Consider the following 19,709-nt stretch of genomic DNA (forward strand, 5'->3'; position numbering starts at 1 on the left):
GGGATACCCTTATCCTGCCTTCTTTCGTTTTTTGGATAACTACTGTACCAAATGTTCCAGATCCGGCTGCAATTTGGTCCGCAAAGCATATAACATGATGGCCCCAACCAGGAACGCGACGGCATCAGCAATAACAAGTGACCAGATCACTCCATGAAAGCCATTCATCTGATTAGCGACATACAACACAGGAATTAGTGTAATCCCTTGAATTATGGACATTACAAACGCGGCGGTTCCTTGGGCTGTTGCTTGGAAGATACCCATAAACAAAGAAGTCATTCCTGTAATGAACAAGGATAAGAAGGTTACATGAAGAATATAGCTACCCATTTCAATTAATTGCGGGTCAGTCGTAAATAAACCAATCAAGTGGTCAGAGATCAGATAAACGATAACACCGAACAGGACGGCTAAGCCCAAAATAGCTTTGATCGTGAATCCAATCGTTTGTTTCATGCGTAATTTGTTCGCTGTGAATGAGAAGGCAATCAATGGCACAACTCCCTCGCACAAGCCCATCAGAATAAACTCAGGAAATTGCAATAAACGTGATGAGATTCCATACCCCGCAACGGCCTGATCCCCATATTCGACAAGAAAAAGGTTAAGAATAAGCGACATTGCTCCCAAGAAGACACTCATAACAAAGACGGGAACACCGATTTTGAACACATTGCTCAGGATGTCCTTCGTCACCTTGAACCATTTGAGGGAGACGGTTAAGAATAAACTCTTATAACTCATATGGTAAGCGTAAAATGCACTCGCAACCAAGTTGGAGATGACGGTAGCAGATGCAACGCCAATCACGCCCCAATGGAAGACAAAAATGAATAGTGCATCAAGGATAATATTTATAACAACACTGAGAATCATACCTGTCATAGAAGTGATTGCTGAACCTTCTGAGCGCACGATATTCTCCAGCGTGAAGAATAAGATGACGAAGGGTGAACCAATAAGCATAATCGTGACATACTCTTTCGTAAATCCGAAGGACTCTTTCGTTGCCCCCAGCCCATGAACGATTGGTTCAATCAGAGGGAGCCCAACGGCCATCACGATAATTCCGAGAACTAAACTACTGTAAAAGGCAAATGAAGATACATGCTTCAGATCATCTACTTTTTTCTCTCCCAGCAAACGAGAGATGAATGTGCCGCTACCTATACCAATTAAATTACCAAGGGCCATGATGACCGCGAATAAAGGTAAAGTTAGTGCGAGCGCGGTTAACATTGCCGTATTACCCAGTGTGCCAAGGAAATAGGCATTCAAGATGGAGTAAATAACACTCATTGACGTGCCTAGCATCATTGGGACAGCAAAATGAGCTACGGCTTTGGCGATTGGTGCTTTTTCAAAGTAATGGAGGTTTTCTGCATCCATGTGGGTCACTACTTTCTTCGTTAATATTGATCTAATCTAACACCGTTAGATTGAACCTTACAGTGTTAGATGTTATCATGAACGTATGAACCTGTAAAGCATAAACTTACACTGTTAGATAAAAGGGCGGATAGCGATGAAAAAACAACAGCCTCAGATTTCGGAAGATAAGATTTTGGAAATCTCGTGGGAGCTTCTCGGAGAAGAGGGCATCGAGAAATTCAGCATGAGACGCTTGGCAGACAAGTTGGGGATTCAGGCTCCATCTCTATACTGGTACTTTAAGAGCAAGCAGACGCTCTACCAGCGTCTGGCTAACCAGATATCGAAAATTATTCTGGACGAGTTTCACACTGAAGGGGACTGGAAGGAACAGATGGAGGGGCTTGCGGTGACGGTGCGAAGTGTACTCAGCCGGTACCCGTGCTCTACACAGCTCATGATGATGACGCTGCCCCATGAACCGGACATGATCCGCTTCACCAACCGCATGTTGCTCTGCATGGAATCAACACCACTAGAGCAAGAGCAGAAATTACAGGCCGTTCTTACACTGGTCAACTATGTATTCTATTTCGTACTGGACGATTATCAGCATCAGCGTAATATATCTGCTGCCATCAAAGAGCAGGAAGTACTTCAAGGTGAAGAGATGGTTAGCCTTCTGGATTCTATGAGCGAGAAGGAAGTTGGTCTGTTCAGCAGGATGTATAAAAACGGTATGTTTGAGGTGATGGGAACGGACAGTGCGTTTGAGTTCGGGTTGAAGATTATTTTGCTCGGGATCGAACAAGTGGTTAAGGAACATGAGAAGTAGAACGCCACGATCTGAGTAGATTAAACTCAACCATGTAGGAGAAACATTAGTTCTATGTAGAACTAATGTTTTAAAACGACAGATTGTAATATGAAGTGCGACACCCGCTGGAAATAAATAAAAAATGGCCCATGGCCGGATTCGTGTAGAATGAAGTCACCACAACAACCATTCACACAAGGAGAATCCACCATGAGCTACAGACATCTTAGCATAATCGAGCGCAGCAAGCTAGAAATCCTCCATCGGCAAGGTCAAAGTTCAAGAGGCATCGCAAAAGAATTAGGAAGACATCCTTCGACGATTTGTCGTGAATTGAATCGTGCTACTTCATCGCAAGCCTATCAGGCAGAACAGGCTCAGAGCGCGTATGAGGAGCGTCGTAAGGCTTCTGTCTCACCTGGTAAATGGTCCGAAGTCTTAGCTATTTCCTTGGAGGAAAAACTGCAGGCAACGTGGTCTCCGGAACAGATCACAGAACGTTTCCGCATCCAAGGTCTGCCGTCGGTCTCCTTTAAAACCATCTATCGTTGGCTCTATGCCGGACGTCTAGTTCGAGGCGTGTTACAGGTCCTTCGACACAAAGGGAAGCGTCAGAAACCCACAGAAACTCGCGGTAAATTCGCTATCGGCAGATCCATTTCGGATCGCCCCAATGAGGTTCGTTCCCGAGAAACGTTTGGGCACTGGGAACTGGATACCGTCGTATCAGGTCGTGGGAAAAGTAAAGGATGCGTAGCCACGCTCATTGAACGCAAAACCCGGCTGTATACCGCCATTCTCATGCCGGATCGTACCGCTTTGTCCATGGAAATTACGCTTGGTGTAGCCATCTCCCAGTACCCTAAAGGCACCTTCCTTACAGCCACGGCTGACAGAGGCAAGGAATTTGCTTGCTATGCAAACCTGGAAGACACACATGGCTTTCACGTCTATTTTGCTGACCCGTATTCTTCCTGGCAACGCGGTTCCAACGAAAATGGGAATGGACTACTGCGGGAGTTTCATCCCAAGGGCACCGACTTCGCTCAAGTAGAGGATGAAGATCTCGGCCACTCACTGGATCTGATTAACCACAGACCCCGAAAATGCTTGGGCTGGAGAACCGCTCACGAATCTTTCACAGAGGAACTGTCGCACTTGGTTTGACAATCTGTCAAACAAGAAACCCACCGAGTATAAAACTCCGGTGGGTTTCTTCTTATCATCCGATCGAAGTACCATTTGGTAGCTCGAAATCAGGTTTCAACAAAACAACATCTCCTTGTTCGGGCAGCCCGCCAAGCACCAACACTTCTGAATTGAATCCTGCTATACGACGCGGAGGGAAATTAACTACACCAATAATCTGCTTTCCGACAATAGATTCGGATGAATACCTTTTGGTGATTTGTGCACTGGATGTTTTTAATCCAATTTCGGGTCCAAAATCAATCTCAAGTTTGATAGCGGGTATTTTCGCTTTTGCAAAAAAAACGGCTTTGGTGACCGTGCCGACCCGCAGATCTAATTTTAAGAAATCATCAAAAGTTGCCATTTAAAATTCACTTCTTTCTTTATTATCCTAATTTCCTAAATCGATTAAAGCGCAGGAACTTGGACAGTTGAACATGGTAAGATTTCAGCCCAAAGTACATCAGCATGCCTAACAATGTAATTAATCCGCCTAGGAATTGAAAAGCAGAGATGGTTTCTCCCAACAGTAGATAAGCCAGCATAATGGCCAGAACGGGTTCACCGATAATGCCTACTGAAACCGTTGTTGCACCAATGGATTTGAGCAGCAGATTGAAAATATACTGACCAAAAATAGTGGGTATGATCGCAAGTAGGAGGAAATACAGCCAATCGGATGATTCGTAATTGGTCAACGAAAAGTTATTCAATAAACTGTAGACCAGCAGGACACTTCCGCCAATCATAAAAACAACAACACTGTATATATTCGCGTCGATTTTTCGACTTACTTTCTGTCCCACCAGCATATACGCCGACACCAGAATGGTTCCTACCAGTGACAGCGCGTCACCGATCAGAGCCTCTCTTGAAATGCCTATATCTCCCCAGGCGATAATCACCGAACCGAATAGGGCGGTAATTAAACATAGAACGGTAGGTATACTTGCTCTTTCCTTAAACATAAAGTATGACCCGACCATCACAAACAAAGGTTGCAGCGCCAGAATGACCATGGAACTAGCGACTGAGGTATACACCAGCGATTCCATCCAGAACAAGAAATATAGACCAAGAAGCAGGCCAGACAGAAAAACGGTGCTCCAATCCTTTGAATTCAGTTTTAAGAAACGAATCGTTTTCCAGGGGATAAAAGGAAGCATAATAATGGCCGATATATATAGCCTGTACATACCGGCTATAGCGGTCGGAGTATCCGAAGACTTGATCATGATTGAAGAGACGGATACCGACAAAATGGCGATAAAAAGTAATACATAAGGATGAAAAAGTAGCGATGGTTTAGTTTCTTTCACATATAATCCTCCAAAAGTTCTTATCCGGTCGTCTGTGCACAGGCTATTGTGATAAGTCAAAGATTTGATATAATAATATCATTGTTTTTGTGGATTTCGTGCAATTAAATCGCTCTATAATATAGATATATCGTCAAAGAAAGGAACGTCATAGAATGGTGAAGCAGCTTTATGAGGATATTTTGTATTCCGATCTTTCGTTTCCCTATATCATGTACACACATACACGTCATACAAGTATCCCCGAAGGCAGAGGGTTCAACGATCTGCATTGGCACGAAGATCTACAGATCACTTTAGTCACAAAAGGCAAGCTGGTTATTCAGATAAACGGAATTGATCATACATTGGAAACGGGTCAAGCGATCCTGATCAACAAGAGAATTCTTCACATCGCAACTGAGCTGAGCCATGACGGTCAATATGTTAGTTTCAATTTTCCCGAAAAGCTATTAGCCTTTCATGTAGACAGTGCAATGGAAAAAAATTATGTATTGCCGTATACAAATTCTTCCTTGGTTTCGCTTGTGATTACAAAAGATTCGGAGTGGGAAACGCAGATATTAGACATGCTTTGGGGAATGAGGGAGACGTTTAATGCAGAGAAAACATGGGGATGGGAATATGAAATTTCAATTAAAACAGTACAACTATGGTTTGTATTAATATCCAACATTTCGATTCCTTCCGAGGAAACCCCGAGAAGCGAGAAGCGTCAGCAGGAAAGACTACAGTTAATGCTCAGCTTCATCCATCAAAATTACGCTCATCCGGTTACCCTTCGTGAGATTGCTGATGTCGCGCATTTGAGCATTTCAGAGTGCACGAGATGTTTTAAGAAAACGGCTCATATGACGCCATACGAGTATCTAATCAAATATCGGATTAAGAAGAGTAAAGATCTCTTAATATCAACAAATGATACAATAACCGAGATCGCTCAGAAAGTAGGCTTTAATCACGTAAATCACTTTATCCAGTCTTTCAAAAAGCACGAAGAAAGAACACCGAAAGAGTTTCGGTGCTCTCCATACCCTGTATAAATGCTAAACGAATGCTCTTTTACGTTTTTAGCGAATCTTAAAATTTAGCCTGAATTTCTTTTAAAAACAAATCCGCAGCGGTCGAAAAGACTTGATGTTTTTTCCAAACCATACTTAAACCAGATTCAAGTCTTGGCTCCAGGGGTCTGAAACAAAGGTCGCTTTCACTGGATGTGTTCACTATTTTATCAAGTGTTAATGCATAACCAATGCCTTCTTCAACCATAATGGCAGCATTATATGCAAGATTGTATGTAGTAACGACGTTTAATTTGTCAAAATCTTCCCCAAACCAATCCGCAAACTCATTTTTCGAAAATGTCTGCTTCATCGACTGTCTTGAACAGATCAGTGGAACATGTAATAAGTCTGTGGATTGAATCGTAGCTTTGGAGGCGAGTGGACTTTCTTTTCTCATAACCACTCCCCAAACATCCTTGTCGGAGAAATTGATATAGTTATATTTGGAGACATCCGCTGGCTGGATTAGAATACCGAAGTCAAGGAGCCCCTTGTCGAGCCGCTCAGTTACATCATCTTCGTTGCCGCTGTATAGGTGATAGCGTATATTGGGATATTTATTCTGAACTTCTTTTGCCACTCTTGCAATCTGTTTCATGGCTTCCGTTTCTCCACCGCCTATATAAATATCTCCACTTATGGTTTCTTCCATGGATTCAAATTCTGCCTCTAATTTATCAACCATACCCACAATTTCTTCAGCTCTATTTCTTAAAAGCATACCTTCATCTGTGAGAATAATTCGGTAACTACTGCGAATAAATAATTTCTTTCCCAACTCTTGTTCAAGGTCTTTCAATTGTCTGGACAAGGTGGGCTGCGTAACATGCAAGAAATCAGCAGCGCGTGTAATACTTCCTTCTCTGGCGACCGTAAGAAAATAACGCAATACTCTAATCTCCATCGTAACTCCTCCTTTATCCTTTATATTCTACAATAAACCTTGCAGAAATGCCTTTCAAGCATAACTCGTTATAAGATATGAGTATTTGCTATGTGGTGTATAAACGCTAAACTAAAAAGCAAGGCAACTGGAGAAGAAATTGAAAGGAATGAATGATATGGATAAGACAAAAGTATGGTTTATCACTGGCTCTGGTCGAGGTATGGGCACAACTATTGCTAAGGCTGCTTTAAATGCTGGACACAAGGTTGTTGCTACCGGCCGGAATCCCGATGCAGTGGTTCGTGCGATCGGTGATTCCGAGAATGTAATGGTTGTCCCATTAGATGTTTGCGAGCCTGCAGATGCACATGCCGCAATTAAGGCGGCAATTGAACGGTTCGGGGCGATCGATGTACTTGTAAATAATGCGGCACATTTCTGTGGAGGGTATTTTGAGGAACTGACCCCTGACCAGATTGAACATCAGCTACAGGTGGCGTTGGTGGGTTCCATGCATGTAACCCGTGCCATATTACCTGTGATGCGCAACCAGCGTTCAGGACATGTGATCTCGATCTCTTCGGGCGCTGGCCTTTCAGGATTTGAGTTTAATTCGGCATACAGTGCTGCGAAGTTTGCGCTTGAGGGATGGATGGAGGCATTGGCTCCTGAGGTAGCTCCTTTCGGTATTCATACGACTATAGTAAATCCGGGATTTTTCCGAACAGAATTTCTTACGGACGCATCCTCAACTTTCGCTAAGCCCTCGATTGAAGATTATGATGACCGGAGAGCTGGTCATATGGAATTTTTTAATAATCAGAACGGGCAACAGCCTGGAGACCCAAAAAAACTTGCCAAGGCCCTCCTCAAGATTGCAAACGAGGCCCAACCACCGCAACGCTTCATTGCAGGAGCCGACGCGATAGACATTGCAGAGCAGAAAATTGCCAACCTTCAGTTAGAGATCAATGCTTACCGGGATCTCTCTAAATCCATGGCATATGACAACTAAACGAAATCACCTGCTTGTATTCATTCTGACCTTTGGTGTATTCAGTATTTTAAATACGGAGATGGGCGTAATCGGAATGTTGCCTTTGATTGCAGACCATTACCAGGTCAGTATCTCAACCGCTGGTTTGATTGTGAGTCTTTTTGCGCTTGCGGTTGCTGTATCTGGTCCCATTTTGCCCTTATTATTTTCGGGCATGAACTGCAAGCATGTTATGTTGTTCGTACTTGGCATTTTTATTGTGGGCAGCCTGGTCTCCGCTATCACATCAAACTTTACGGTATTGGTCATTGCACGTGTCGTTCCGGCTTTTTTCCATCCTGTCTATTGCTCATTGGCATTTACGGTCGCAGCGGCGTCAGTCCCCAAGGAAGAGGCGCCGAAGGCAGTGGCTAAAGTATTTGTAGGCGTCTCGGCAGGCATGGTACTCGGAGTCCCCCTTTCGAGCTTGATTGCTACCAGCACATCGTTGTTCTATGCAATGTTGTTCTTTGCCGCCGTAACGATCATCGCATTTGTAGCAACACTTCTTTTTGTGCCCTCCATGCCAGTTACGAAAAGAATCTCTATGGGTACTCATCTGTATGTATTGAGAAGATCGGTGATGTGGCTATCCATTGCTGGCGTGATTTTCATGAACGGAGCTGTATTTGGGGTCTATAGTTACCTTGCCGAGTTTCTGAAAACCGTGACAAGATATGACTGGAACACCGTCAGTGTGTTGTTATTTCTATATGGCTTGGCCAATATGGTTGGAAACATGATAGCAGGGAAACTGCTCGCTAATTTCCCTTTAAGAACGATCAAGATGTATCCCATTGTATTAATAACGGTATACATCTTGTTGTTCACCTTCGGACAATTCAGTGTGCCAACGGCCTTCCTTATTTTCATTTGGGGGATCATAGGAGGCATAGGGGGCAATATCACTCAATATTGGGTGGTATCTGCAGCACCAGAGGCACCCGAATTGTCGAATGGGATCTTTCTGACCTCTTCCAACCTGGGAACAACACTTGGTGCTAGTGTATGTGGACTAATCGTAACTGGAATAAGTATACAATATATTGTAGTTGGAGGAATCGTGTTCCTTATCTTTAGTATCGTAACGAATTACTTCAGAATCTCCATGACTGGCCGATTCGAGGGCTCCAAAGTTGGAGGATAAGAGGCGGACGTAGTGATAGGCGTTATACATTACCTTTTCGGCATTTTGCTCTCATCCATGTAGAGCAGATTCCAGCGGTGACCGTCCAGGTCGGCAAATCCCGCGCCGTACATCCAGCCATCTATTTCACTAGGCTTGCCAAAGATGGTTCCTCCAGCTAACTCGACTTTTTTAATAAAAGCATCAACTTCTTCTCTGCTGTCAGCACCAATGGAAAATATCACTTCTGCGCTATGGGATGTATCTGCGATTTTGGCACCTGTAAATTTCTCAAATGTTGCATCCGGAAAAAGCAGAATCGTTGTTGAGCCTATGACAAGCTGGGCTCTCTCGTTACCAACATTCTCCCCATGGAATCCGATCTCATTGAAAAAGGCAGTGGATTTCACAACATCTTTCACCGGCAGGTTCATCCAGATTTTTTGTGACATGGCTGTAGCCTCCTAGAGTATATTTTCAACACTCTTACTATACTCTACCTCAATTCAAAATTACATAATCGGGTACATACGATTATGAAAGAGTTAGAAATACCTTGTATAATGAAGGATGATTTAGAGAAATCCGAATCGTTCTAGTCAATTCAAAATCCAAATTAAAAGAGCAATCTCCAATGAGGTTGCTCTTTTGGTTATGGCTTATTTTGCCAAACAGTGTACACACAGTTTCTTCCTCCGGCCAGAATGTATTCTCCACGTTCAATATGAACATTATCGCCTAGAACCGTTTTGAATAAATGTAACTCATTCTTGCATAACCCGGTACATACCGCGGCCGCTTCACAGATGGGGCAATGCTTCTCAATGAGTAGGAGACTGCCATCATCCTGCTCCTTAACCTCGGCCATATAACCTTCATTTGTACGAATTTCGGCCAATTTCTCCAATCTCTCTCTGACTCCTGATGAATCGCCAAGATGCTGAAGATATTGTTCTTGCATATTTTTATTTCGAACATCCAGCAACTTGTCCAGCCCTTCAGTACCAAAAGCCTCTTTCATCGAATGGATGAGGCTGACGGATAAATCCGAATATCCACTTGGGAAAAAACGATTAGCCGCGGGAGTTAATATCCATAACTTGGTGGGACGACCCATGGGACGGGCCTCTTCCACAGTGGTAACCAATCCTTCTCCTTTTAGCGCATTCAGATGTTGACGAATAGCCATTCCGGATAACGAAAACTGAGAGGAGAGAGTGACAACATCCATTCCCCCGCGCTCTTTTAACAGATTAATAATTGCTCTCCGGGTACTGGTCGAGACATCCTTTTTGGTTTGATTTCCGCTCATGGTTTACCTCCTTGTGACGCAACTGAATCTACATGACTAACTACATTTTAAACAAAAATGTTGACAAAGTCAAAGCCGAACTGTAGCTTAGACATTATAAACAAAAATGTTTACTAAGTATCCGGATACGATGTATACATACCAATTTTCTTGGAGGTCACATTTCATGCCATGGGTTTCCATCTCTTGTTGATCCTCACGAGTATCATTGCCAGCACTCGGATCTCACCACGCGGATGAATAAGAAAGTGGGTGTACAGACCATTGCTCACTGAAGATCCGAATAAACTATTTACAGCTTATCGCATCATCGGAACGAAATGGACGATCCATATTTTATGTGCTCTGTCTCAAGGCCCGAAGAGATTCGGTGAAATATTCGATAACATTCCTTCCATTTCCGAAATGATCCTCTCCAGACGTTTAAAGGGTCTTCAAGATGATCATTTGGTCAAAAGAACAATACGGACACGCCCTACACAAATTATTTATGAACTTACGCCAAAAGGAGCTGCTCTTGCAGCATTCATACCCTGTCTAATGGACTGGGATACCAAATTTCAAAATGATACCACCGGGAGGAATAAAGATGATCATTGAGGTCAGTGATACAGCATCGGACAAAATCGTTGAGATCTTATCAAGTGCAGATATCCAAAATGCCTTTCTTAGAGTAGGCGTTGATGAAGGGGGATGCAGTGGTTTGTCTTATACCCTTATCGTGGATGAACAGCAGGCAGAAGAAGACATTGTGTTAAATAAAAAGCAATTTAAAATATTGGTTCACGCAAACAGTATTCCATATATTGATGGGCTTGAGATTGACTATGAAGTGAGCGGAATGTTAGGCGGATTCACCATGAATAATCCAAATGCCAAAGTTTCATGTGGATGCGGGGCCAGTTTCAGAATGGCCAATTATCGTGGCGAAGTGAAAAAATGTGATTAATGAAGGAAAGAGTGCAGAGCAATGATCTCATTTGTAGTATCTGAACAAGCAATCGATTCATTTAAGAATGAATGGGAATTGGAAGAGGACCAATATGTAAGGATTTACGCAAAATATGTCGGAGGAGGCTCCGATGCTTTTACAATTGGCATAAATGCGAGTGCTACACCGGTCGATCCCGCACTGGTTCAATCCATTGGAGGATTTCATTTCTTTGTTGAAAAAACAGATGCCTGGATCCTGGAGGATGAACTTCTCCAAATTGACTGTAATGAACATGGCATATTTTCAAGCAAAATCTCCTATTAAACATGGGAATCCTATTCTAAATCATGGTCTTACTTTTTAAACATTTAACTTTACAAAGTATAACACTTCATGTATATTCAGGGAGTAAAAAAGGTTTATTTTACCATAATATCCATCAAATCATGGAGGTGTGGAAGACAAACAACAATCAGATTGGGATTTTTGATGCTCAGTACAGGGCGCCTACAATTGGGATTATGCTGGTTCTGGCAACCGTAGCTTTTGAAGGACTGGCTATCACAACGATTGCCGCGAAAATGGCACAAAGTTTAGATGGTATTCATTTATACGGTTGGATCTTCAGCGCATTTTTGTTATCTCAGCTTATTGGAACTTTGGTTATGGGTCAGCAGATTGACAAGCGCGGCGTTTTTACATCCATGCTGATATCTTTTAGTGTTTTTGTGTTAGGAACTGTGGTCTCCGCTATTTCTTTCGATATGCACATGCTTATTGCCGGAAGAGCCCTTCAAGGTTTTGGAGCGGGGGCCCTGATCACATGTGTTTATACCTGTGTGACGTTACATTATCCAGATACACTTCGTACTCAAATCCTGGCCGCATTCTCCATGGCATTTGTCCTGCCAACCTTAATCGGACCTTATGCAGCAGGCCTTATTGCTTCCTACATCTCGTGGCGATATGTTTTCTGGATCGTTTTACCCTTGATTGGAATAGCGTTGAGTCTCACATTCCGTTCTTTCCGTCATTTGCAGCTTCAGCAAGATCTGTCAGGTCCAGCGCGAGCAACCGACTCAAAGATTATGTATGCGATTCTGCTTGCCGTTGGAACGGGGCTGTTACTCACAGGACTTGGTATGATAACCGATTGGAAAGGTATAGTACTCACTTTGGCTGGATTAGTCATCATGATCCCACCAATGCGTAAATTGCTGCCTGTGGGGACTTTCTCGGTACAAAAAGGATTGCCTGCTACTCTGGTTTCGAGAGGGCTATATGTTGCTTGTTATTTTACAACGGAAAGTTTTGTGATCTTGGCACTAACCGAAGTGAAGGGGTTATCAGCTGACCTTGCTGGCCTCATTGTAGCAGCAGGTTCTCTGAGCTGGTCCGCCGCAGCGTGGTTACAAGCCAAGCTTGATGCACGAGATCAAGGTCGAGCCCGAAAGGGTAGGGTTATGACAGGCATTGGGATTATGATCGTTGGAACTGCACTTGTGATACTGGCTCTTATTTTGACGGACGGCGGGATTATACTCATCCTTCTCTCACAAATGATTACAGGGTTTGGTGTTGGATTGGCCAACCCTACAACGGCAGCCATTGCTTTACAACATGCCTTGCCCAGGAAAGAGGGAGAAATGTCCGCGAATCTGCAATTTGTGGATTCCTTCTATATGGGCATAAGCATTGGAGTTGGTGGCGCTCTAATTGCCTTGTCCGAAACGTTACAGTGGGGCATATCGACAGGTGTTTTGATCGTGTTAACACTGCAATTATTATGGGTCTTGTTAAGTTTCTTGGCATCACTACGAATTACCAAACTCGTTCATCAAGAACATCATCCAATCAACCAAGCGAAGGATAACATCTCCATGTAACGGATGACAACCGCGTCGTTAAATACATCATGAAGAACGGGGGGACTAATTGCATTGGGAGGTGGGTAAGATGGCACGTGTATTAGTAGTCATTACTCCAGCTGAAGGACATGTGAATCCATCATTAGGATTAGTTACTCAGTTGACGAACAATGGTGAGGAAGTCATCTATGTGTGCACGGAGGAGTACCGTTCCCGAATTGAACAAACCGGTGCCCAGATCATTACCTATCCGTTTCCACAAGATGCCTTCTCTCATGATCCGGTGTTGAAACCCCAGGAATACAAGCATTCTTATCAATTCATTTATATGATGGTAAGCGGTATTATCCGGGGGATCATCCCCAATGTGCTGCAGGTGGTAGAGGATCAAAAGTTCGATTATATGATCTTTGATTCCCTGATGGGATGGGGAGGGACTATTCTTGCAGAAAAACTGGGAATTCCTGCGGTGTGCTCGATTGCGTCCTTTGCTTTTGTGGAGCCTCTCGGGTCTAGCTCAGTTCTGAATGAGACGGAGACGAAGGAGCTTTATGAGGCTACGATGAAGATCACAACGGAGTTAGCCGAAGAGTTTCAAGTGAGTATTCCAGCCATAGAAGAGATTCCAGCACATGCAGGTCAGTTAAAGCTCGTGTACACCAGCCGTTATTTTCAGCCGCAGGCAGAAAAGCTGGACGATCGTTTTATTTTCACGGGTCCTTCGATCATAACACGGCAAGATGCACCGGGCTTCTCGTTTGAGTTGCTTCGTGAACGATACCCGCAAACCGTGTACATTGCTATGGGTACGATTTTAAATAAAAACTTGGATTTCTATCAGCTTTGCTTTGAAGCATTAGGGGATCTACCCGTGAATGTTGTTTTATCTTCGGGAAAATACACGGATATGGAGCCGCTGGCTGATCAAATACCTCCTAATTTTATCGTCAAGCCATACATTGCCCAGTTGGACATGCTGCAGCATACCGATGTTTTTATCACACATGCTGGAATGAACAGCACAAGTGAGGCGTTATATTACAACGTTCCGATGGTGATGATTCCATTAACATCGGATCAGCCTCTTGTCGCCAATCGGGTACAGGAGTTGGGCGCGGGTATTACTTTAAATAAACATAATCTCAGTGCAACTAACTTGAGAGAGGCATTAACAGAAGTACTACACAATTCACTTTATAGACGGCAGGCTTACCTCATTGGCGAATCTTTAAGGCAGGCTGGCGGTTACAAGCGAGCTGCTGAAATGATCATGAGTCATATGGGTTCAGGGGTAGAACTTTATGAATTTTGATAAAGTAGGCAGTGAAAATAGACGATCCTGTTAATCCAGGGTCGTCTATTTTTAACGTTGATTAATCTTCTGTGAACTTATAACCAAGTTATACGAAATATATGATGTCTGTGATCCATGATCAGTGAGTCTAGTTTGACACCTCGGGCTTTTTAATTGGTAGTAAACGACTTGTTGCAAATACGACTATTACTACCATAAGAACTGTTATCCCGTTTAAAAGTTGGATATTGCCTATAGGAAACAAAAAACTTCCAATTAGTGGAGCTGCAGCCATACCAAGATAACGAACAAAGTTATAGACACCCATTGCCGTAGCGCGCTCTTCAACAAACTCTGAGGACAAGAGGGTTGGCATCACTGGTGTTGCAAGTCCCAACACGAATCCAGTAAGCATCAGAGAGATAAGCAAACCAATTAGAGAGTGATCTGCAGCAAAAATAAAAATCACAAGACTCAAAATGGTCATTATACCGGTCCAAAAGAGTGTGCGTACTGAGCCTATTCGGGTTTGTAAACTTCCACTCATTTTACTTCCAACAAGATTGAATATCATGAGAGCAAGAGAGAATAATCCAATGCTTGCAGCGCCTAAAGCATACTTAGTTTGTAATATTGTAGGTAGAAATACAATAAATGTGTAAAAGACATCATACATGATGAAACCGCTCAAAAGAACTACAACGCCGGTTTTGTTGCTCAGAATTTTCCCGAATGCTTTTAAACCTAGTCTTGTTCCCGCTGGTTTTATGTTGACTGGTTTTGTCTCAGGTAACATAAATATGGCTGCTATCAAGATTAGAAGAGCACTGACTGCTGCAAAACCAAATGTACCCGTGTAACCGAATTTACTACCGATAATACCACCGATGAGCGGACCAATAGCTGGTGAAATTCCAAGAATCATCTGATATGTAGCCATACTTTCTGCACGCTCTTTACCCTCAAAAACATCTCCGATCATTGTAGCAGCTACTAACGGAACAGATGATGCGCCTATTCCTTGAATGACTCGAAAAATGAGTAACATTTCTATAGAACCTGAAAACATGCATCCTATAGTAGCAATTACATAAATAATTATACCCGGGACTAGGATTTTCTTACGTCCATTACGATCAACAATGGGGCCAAGTATGATCTGCATGGTTGCCATGGCCACAGTGAATAAAGTAACCGTTAGATTAACTAAATGTAATGACGTATTTAGATCTTGTTGCAGATCAGGTAGCAAAGGAATGTACAGGCTTTGAGCAAGAGATACAATAGCGGCAGAAATTCCCAAGATAAAGAGTAATCGTCGTTTGTTCATAAAAAACCTCCAAATTATATTGACTGACTGTCAGTCATTATTGTATATTGAGCTTATAACATTGACTGACAGTTAGTCAAGTTGTACATTTAAACTAATATAAAGGAGTGACAAAGGAGATCTGACAATGGCACGAGTAAGCAAGAACCCCCAGGAACGAAAAAATGAAATACTGACTGTGGCTATGGAATTATTCAACTCCAAGGGCTACGAAAATACATCCGTCAGTGAAATTGTAAGAAAAGTTGGTGTTTCACAAGGAACTTTCTACAATTATTTTCAATCTAAAGAAGATGTACTTCATGCTGCTTGTGAACGAACATTAGCATCTCGTTTGGAAGCCATAAATCAGTTAGTTGAAAATCGCGATCTCAACGCGAGAGAAAAACTTATTCGTATTTTTATGGATGCAACCCCTAACGAAGAGGATCAAGATGTATTTGAATATCTTCATAAGGAAAGTAACAGTACCTTGCATCAAAAATGGATTGTGATCGAAATTAATGCATTGATTCCCTACATCAAAAAAATCGTTCAGCAGGGGGCAGAAGAGGGAGAATTTCTTGCTCAACAACCGGAGCTCAAAGCGGAGTTTCTTTTGGTAGGTGTTGCATTTTGGCTTGATCGTGGTGTATTTACCTGGAATGAACAAGATTATCTGGAGAGAAAAAATGCTTTGAACGGGATCATTGATCAGCTACTTGCTGTTAATAAGCAATGATTTGCATCGTTCAACGACTATAGGAAGAAGGAATACGAGAATGAATTTAATAAAAAAAGATTTTAGTGAGGTTTTACATGGCCGTCGTACGATAAAAAAATACGATCCGAATTATAAAATTAGTCGGGAAGAAATCACTGAAATGCTCGAAGATGCTGCTTTGGCTCCGTCAGCATTCAATTTACAGCCTTGGCGATTTGTCGTTATTGACAGTAACAAAGGTAAGGAAGACCTACTCGAAATTGCGCCTTTCAACTTTTCACAAATTAATACTTCGTCAGCAGTTATCGCCGTCTTTGGTGATCTGAATTTTGTTGACAGTGCAGAAGAAATTTACAAGGAAACCGCTGATCTTGGCTATATAACGCAGGAGATTAAAGATAAGATGCTTGCTATGGTTGTACCCATGTATAATCAATTTTCAATGGATAAGAAAAGAGAGTCTGTGTTGCTGGATGGCGGACTTGTCTCTATGCAATTTATGCTTACGGCACATGCTCATGGTTATGCGACAAATCCAATGTCAGGCTTTAACAAAGAGAAGATTGCAGCAGTATTGGGATTAGATCCAGAGCGTTATGTTCCAATACTACTCATTTCAATCGGCAAGGCAGCTTCAGATGCACGCCCGCCTGTTCGTCTTCCGATCAGCCAAATTACAGAGTGGAAATAACGGGATTACTACTTGGAAAAAATGTCTCGACTATAGTACCAATGAAAGTCGCTATCTTAGCGGCTTTTTTTAATTTTAATGGTCTCAAGACTTGACCTACAGTTAACTCTATGTCTTATACTCGATTAGGCTTGCAAATTATATAAGGAATTGGAGATTTTATTTATTATGGCGAAGAGCACGAATTGGAATGTTTTTGGACTGGCAATACTACTAGGTTTATTTTCTACATTAGGTCCATTTACGATTGATATGTATTTACCGGCTTTTCCGGAGATTGCACAAAATATGAATACAACGGCATCACTTGTACAATTTAGCCTTACTGCTTGTTTATTAGGACTGGGTGTAGGACAACTCGTTATGGGTCCTTTGAGTGACGCATACGGTAGACGTAGACCATTGTTGATCTGTATGGCAGCCTATATTATATGTTCCTTGGCCTGTGCTTTTGCTCCGAATATCGGACTATTGATTTTGTTTCGTTTCACGCAAGGATTTGCGGCTTCGGCTGGCATTGTCATTTCCCGTGCGATAGCTAGAGATCTATACAGTGGACATGAACTCACTAAATTTTTCTCTTTGCTGTTGCTTGTAGGGAATTTGGGACCTCTGGCAGCACCCATCGCGGGAAGTGGGGTTCTTTCCTTCACAACATGGATTGGCGTGTTTATTTGCCTTTCATTCTTGGGGATTTTCTTATTAATCATGACAAAGTGGAGCTTAAAAGAAACACACCCCGTCGAAAGACGTATGGTTCCTGACTTCAAACAGCAATTGGGTAATTACAGAATGCTTCTGCGTGACCGCAAGTTTGTTGGTTACATGCTGGCACAGGGAATCATGACGGCAGGGGTTTTTGCTTATGTGGCGGGAACACCATTTATTTACCAAAATATATATGGAGTCACACCCACAGTATTTGCTATACTGTTTGCTTCGAACGGCATCAGCTTGATCATCGGATCTCAAATCGTGGGTCGATTGGCCAAACGTATCCCTGAGCAGACGCTTCTATTATCCGGGCTGTGGCTTGCTATAATAGCAAGTGTTGCTGCTTTGGTCGTAACCCTTGCTCATGGTCCGCTTTTTGCTTTGGTTATTCCGTTGTTCTTCTTTGTTTGCTCGATCGGCATTACGTCTACAGCGGCATTCCCGCTGGCCATGGAGAGTCAAGCTAAGATGGCCGGAAGTGCAGCAGCACTGCTCGGCGTTGTTCCTTTTCTTCTGGGTGCACTGGTTGCTCCTCTGGTCGGCATCGCAGGTGAGGACACTGCCGTCCCGTTAGGACTCACTTTATTAATGACCAGTATCATTGCCATTGTTACTTATTTTCTGCTTGTTAAAAAAATCTCACATCAACCAAAACATGCCCAGACTGATCCTAACTTTTAGATTAGAAGTAGCAAAAGGTCGATTCCAGACTGGAATCGGCTTTTTTGGCATTATGAAGTATATTAAATTCAATGAGCCGATCTGCTTTGCAGATAGATTTCCAGGTCTGGGCTCGATCCTCAATTGGCTGGTTATGAGCGGGTAAGAGCTAGTTAGCGTAGCATTTTTTTCGACCTTAAAATCGCTATTGGCTGCTTCCATGCGTGAAGGCACTGAATACGAGGCCAACGCCCTGTATTGCGTTCCGAACTTTATTGATAGATGTACTATTACAAGAACTATAGGATGTCATACATGCTTCTTGTTAGAGATGTGTTTTTGTAGGGACACAGGGTTTGACACGAGCTATTTAAATTTAAAACAACTAATGGCTTCCATATAGAGTGTGTGGAGGTCCTGGTTCTTTACGTCATTCAATACTAATTTAAAATGTGTTAACTGATTGCTCTGAAAGGCTGTCAATTCGTGAAGTTCCATCGTTTCTTGCCAAGCGAGATGATGGTTTTGTCGATTTGGTTCGTAAGTATACACATGAATCCCTCCTAAAGTTATGTGTTAGCCTATGCATGCGCCTATAAAAGGTACTGTGAACGAGACGTAAAAAAATAAAAATTAATCTGAATATATTGGGTCCATGAAATTCATAATAACCACAGACTGCGGATAGAAAGAGCCACCATTTGCAGGAAACAATTAATAGGAGGAAATACAAAAATGCAACTGCAAAACCATCAAAACATTGAAACAGGTACTGTTCCACCTCAACTGAACCATGGCGGGCATGAAATGTTTGATGTCCATGAAGTATTGGCAGGAGCGATCAATACCATGAATACGTATACCATGATGAGTGAACATGTAAAAGATCCGGAGCTTCGGGATATTTTACAACGTCAGAAGCAATTTATGACGGATGAATATAACATTACATTGGAATGTTTTAAAACCGGTCAGGATCCTTCCAAACCGACTCAAAGTTATAAAATGAATCAGGGTAACGATTTTACTTATGGCATGAAACCAAGCCAACCGAAAAAGCCAATGCAAACTGCAGGTGAGATATGCGACCAAAGCATCTCTCTTAGTATGTTAAATGCAGTAAAATCAGGGGCTGTAATGAAAACAACAGCAGCATTGGAAACAACGAATCCTGTTGTACGCCGTGTGCTTGCGGATTCCTTACCAAACTGTATTGAAATGGCATATGAGATCTCGATTTATCAAAATAAGAATGGCTTCTACCAAGTACCACAGCTTGCCCAGCAAGATATGCAGCAAATGCAAAATGGATATGCTCCTGCACCGCTTCAGCCGCAAATCCCTGGTAACCTTCCCCACTAAAAATGAAGCGCCGTATCTCATTTCGAGA

General features: G+C 42.6%; 21 protein-coding genes. 14 read left to right on the plus strand and 7 right to left on the minus strand.

The window, feature by feature from the left end; translation table 11 throughout:
• Positions 1 to 39 precede the first annotated feature (39 nt).
• Positions 40 to 1,392, minus strand: a complete 1,353-nt coding sequence (locus tag MKZ13_RS15805) for an MATE family efflux transporter (protein WP_339176693.1) — start codon at positions 1,390 to 1,392, stop codon at positions 40 to 42.
• A 136-nt stretch (positions 1,393 to 1,528) separates the two neighbouring features.
• Here MKZ13_RS15805 and MKZ13_RS15810 point away from each other — a divergent pair, with 136 nt between their 5' ends.
• A complete protein-coding gene (locus MKZ13_RS15810) occupies positions 1,529 to 2,209 on the plus strand; it encodes a TetR/AcrR family transcriptional regulator C-terminal domain-containing protein (RefSeq protein ID WP_339176694.1) in 681 nt (226 codons plus the stop codon).
• 192 nt (positions 2,210 to 2,401) lie between these two features.
• A complete protein-coding gene (locus MKZ13_RS15815) occupies positions 2,402 to 3,358 on the plus strand; it encodes an IS30 family transposase (protein ID WP_221821217.1) in 957 nt (318 codons plus the stop codon).
• A 55-nt stretch (positions 3,359 to 3,413) separates the two neighbouring features.
• Here MKZ13_RS15815 and csaA read toward each other — a convergent pair whose 3' ends face one another.
• Together csaA and MKZ13_RS15825 are read right to left on the minus strand one after the other, a co-directional pair.
• Positions 3,414 to 3,746, minus strand: a complete 333-nt coding sequence (gene csaA / locus MKZ13_RS15820; protein ID WP_221821219.1) for a chaperone CsaA — start codon at positions 3,744 to 3,746, stop codon at positions 3,414 to 3,416.
• A 22-nt stretch (positions 3,747 to 3,768) separates the two neighbouring features.
• On the minus strand, positions 3,769 to 4,701 hold the full coding sequence (locus tag MKZ13_RS15825) for a DMT family transporter (protein ID WP_339176695.1): 933 nt from the start codon (positions 4,699 to 4,701) through the stop codon (positions 3,769 to 3,771).
• Between the two features lie 155 nt (positions 4,702 to 4,856).
• On the opposite strand from MKZ13_RS15825, the gene MKZ13_RS15830 reads away from it, so the two are divergent.
• Positions 4,857 to 5,744, plus strand: coding sequence for an AraC family transcriptional regulator (locus MKZ13_RS15830; RefSeq protein WP_339176696.1), 888 nt, complete (start codon positions 4,857 to 4,859; stop codon positions 5,742 to 5,744).
• 37 nt (positions 5,745 to 5,781) lie between these two features.
• Here MKZ13_RS15830 and MKZ13_RS15835 read toward each other — a convergent pair whose 3' ends face one another.
• A complete protein-coding gene (locus tag MKZ13_RS15835; RefSeq protein ID WP_339176697.1) occupies positions 5,782 to 6,669 on the minus strand; it encodes a LysR family transcriptional regulator in 888 nt (295 codons plus the stop codon).
• Between the two features lie 157 nt (positions 6,670 to 6,826).
• Here MKZ13_RS15835 and MKZ13_RS15840 point away from each other — a divergent pair, with 157 nt between their 5' ends.
• A complete protein-coding gene (locus tag MKZ13_RS15840) occupies positions 6,827 to 7,666 on the plus strand; it encodes an SDR family NAD(P)-dependent oxidoreductase (RefSeq protein WP_339176698.1) in 840 nt (279 codons plus the stop codon).
• Positions 7,656 to 8,834, plus strand: a complete 1,179-nt coding sequence (locus MKZ13_RS15845; protein ID WP_339176699.1) for an MFS transporter — start codon at positions 7,656 to 7,658, stop codon at positions 8,832 to 8,834. Before MKZ13_RS15840 ends, MKZ13_RS15845 begins: the two co-directional genes overlap by 11 nt.
• A 29-nt stretch (positions 8,835 to 8,863) precedes the next feature.
• Here MKZ13_RS15845 and MKZ13_RS15850 read toward each other — a convergent pair whose 3' ends face one another.
• On the minus strand, positions 8,864 to 9,265 hold the full coding sequence (locus tag MKZ13_RS15850; protein ID WP_339176700.1) for an extradiol dioxygenase: 402 nt from the start codon (positions 9,263 to 9,265) through the stop codon (positions 8,864 to 8,866).
• A gap of 200 nt (positions 9,266 to 9,465) precedes the next feature.
• Entirely contained in the window at positions 9,466 to 10,125 is a 660-nt protein-coding gene (locus tag MKZ13_RS15855; RefSeq protein WP_339176701.1) for a metalloregulator ArsR/SmtB family transcription factor, read from the minus strand.
• 264 nt (positions 10,126 to 10,389) lie between these two features.
• Here MKZ13_RS15855 and MKZ13_RS15860 point away from each other — a divergent pair, with 264 nt between their 5' ends.
• The 5 genes from MKZ13_RS15860 to MKZ13_RS15880 all read left to right on the plus strand — a co-directional run bounded on the left by MKZ13_RS15860 (position 10,390) and on the right by MKZ13_RS15880 (position 14,239).
• A complete protein-coding gene (locus tag MKZ13_RS15860; protein ID WP_076317828.1) occupies positions 10,390 to 10,725 on the plus strand; it encodes a helix-turn-helix domain-containing protein in 336 nt (111 codons plus the stop codon).
• Positions 10,715 to 11,074: an iron-sulfur cluster assembly accessory protein gene (locus MKZ13_RS15865; RefSeq protein WP_339176702.1), complete on the plus strand. Its 360-nt coding sequence runs from the start codon at positions 10,715 to 10,717 to the stop codon at positions 11,072 to 11,074. Before MKZ13_RS15860 ends, MKZ13_RS15865 begins: the two co-directional genes overlap by 11 nt.
• Positions 11,075 to 11,095: 21 nt before the next feature.
• Positions 11,096 to 11,383 (plus strand): Fe-S cluster assembly protein HesB, encoded by a 288-nt coding sequence (locus MKZ13_RS15870; RefSeq protein WP_339176703.1) that lies wholly within the window; start codon positions 11,096 to 11,098, stop codon positions 11,381 to 11,383.
• Between the two features lie 122 nt (positions 11,384 to 11,505).
• Positions 11,506 to 12,945, plus strand: a complete 1,440-nt coding sequence (locus tag MKZ13_RS15875) for an MFS transporter (RefSeq protein ID WP_339176704.1) — start codon at positions 11,506 to 11,508, stop codon at positions 12,943 to 12,945.
• A gap of 70 nt (positions 12,946 to 13,015) precedes the next feature.
• Positions 13,016 to 14,239, plus strand: coding sequence for a macrolide family glycosyltransferase (locus MKZ13_RS15880; protein ID WP_339176705.1), 1,224 nt, complete (start codon positions 13,016 to 13,018; stop codon positions 14,237 to 14,239).
• A gap of 130 nt (positions 14,240 to 14,369) precedes the next feature.
• On the opposite strand, the gene MKZ13_RS15885 is transcribed toward MKZ13_RS15880, so the two are convergent.
• Positions 14,370 to 15,551, minus strand: a complete 1,182-nt coding sequence (locus MKZ13_RS15885) for an MFS transporter (protein WP_339176706.1) — start codon at positions 15,549 to 15,551, stop codon at positions 14,370 to 14,372.
• Between the two features lie 127 nt (positions 15,552 to 15,678).
• Here MKZ13_RS15885 and MKZ13_RS15890 point away from each other — a divergent pair, with 127 nt between their 5' ends.
• The 4 genes from MKZ13_RS15890 to MKZ13_RS15905 all read left to right on the plus strand — a co-directional run bounded on the left by MKZ13_RS15890 (position 15,679) and on the right by MKZ13_RS15905 (position 19,681).
• Positions 15,679 to 16,272, plus strand: coding sequence for a TetR/AcrR family transcriptional regulator (locus MKZ13_RS15890; protein ID WP_339176707.1), 594 nt, complete (start codon positions 15,679 to 15,681; stop codon positions 16,270 to 16,272).
• 40 nt (positions 16,273 to 16,312) lie between these two features.
• Entirely contained in the window at positions 16,313 to 16,945 is a 633-nt protein-coding gene (locus MKZ13_RS15895) for a nitroreductase family protein (protein ID WP_339176708.1), read from the plus strand.
• Positions 16,946 to 17,113: 168 nt separating this feature from the next.
• Positions 17,114 to 18,340: a multidrug effflux MFS transporter gene (locus MKZ13_RS15900; protein WP_339176709.1), complete on the plus strand. Its 1,227-nt coding sequence runs from the start codon at positions 17,114 to 17,116 to the stop codon at positions 18,338 to 18,340.
• A gap of 714 nt (positions 18,341 to 19,054) precedes the next feature.
• Entirely contained in the window at positions 19,055 to 19,681 is a 627-nt protein-coding gene (locus MKZ13_RS15905) for a spore coat protein (protein ID WP_145325495.1), read from the plus strand.
• The last annotated feature ends 28 nt before the right edge of the window (positions 19,682 to 19,709 follow it).

It is taken from the genome of Paenibacillus sp. FSL R5-0701 (assembly GCF_037973995.1).
In the GTDB taxonomy this organism is placed as follows: Bacteria; Bacillota; Bacilli; order Paenibacillales; family Paenibacillaceae; genus Paenibacillus.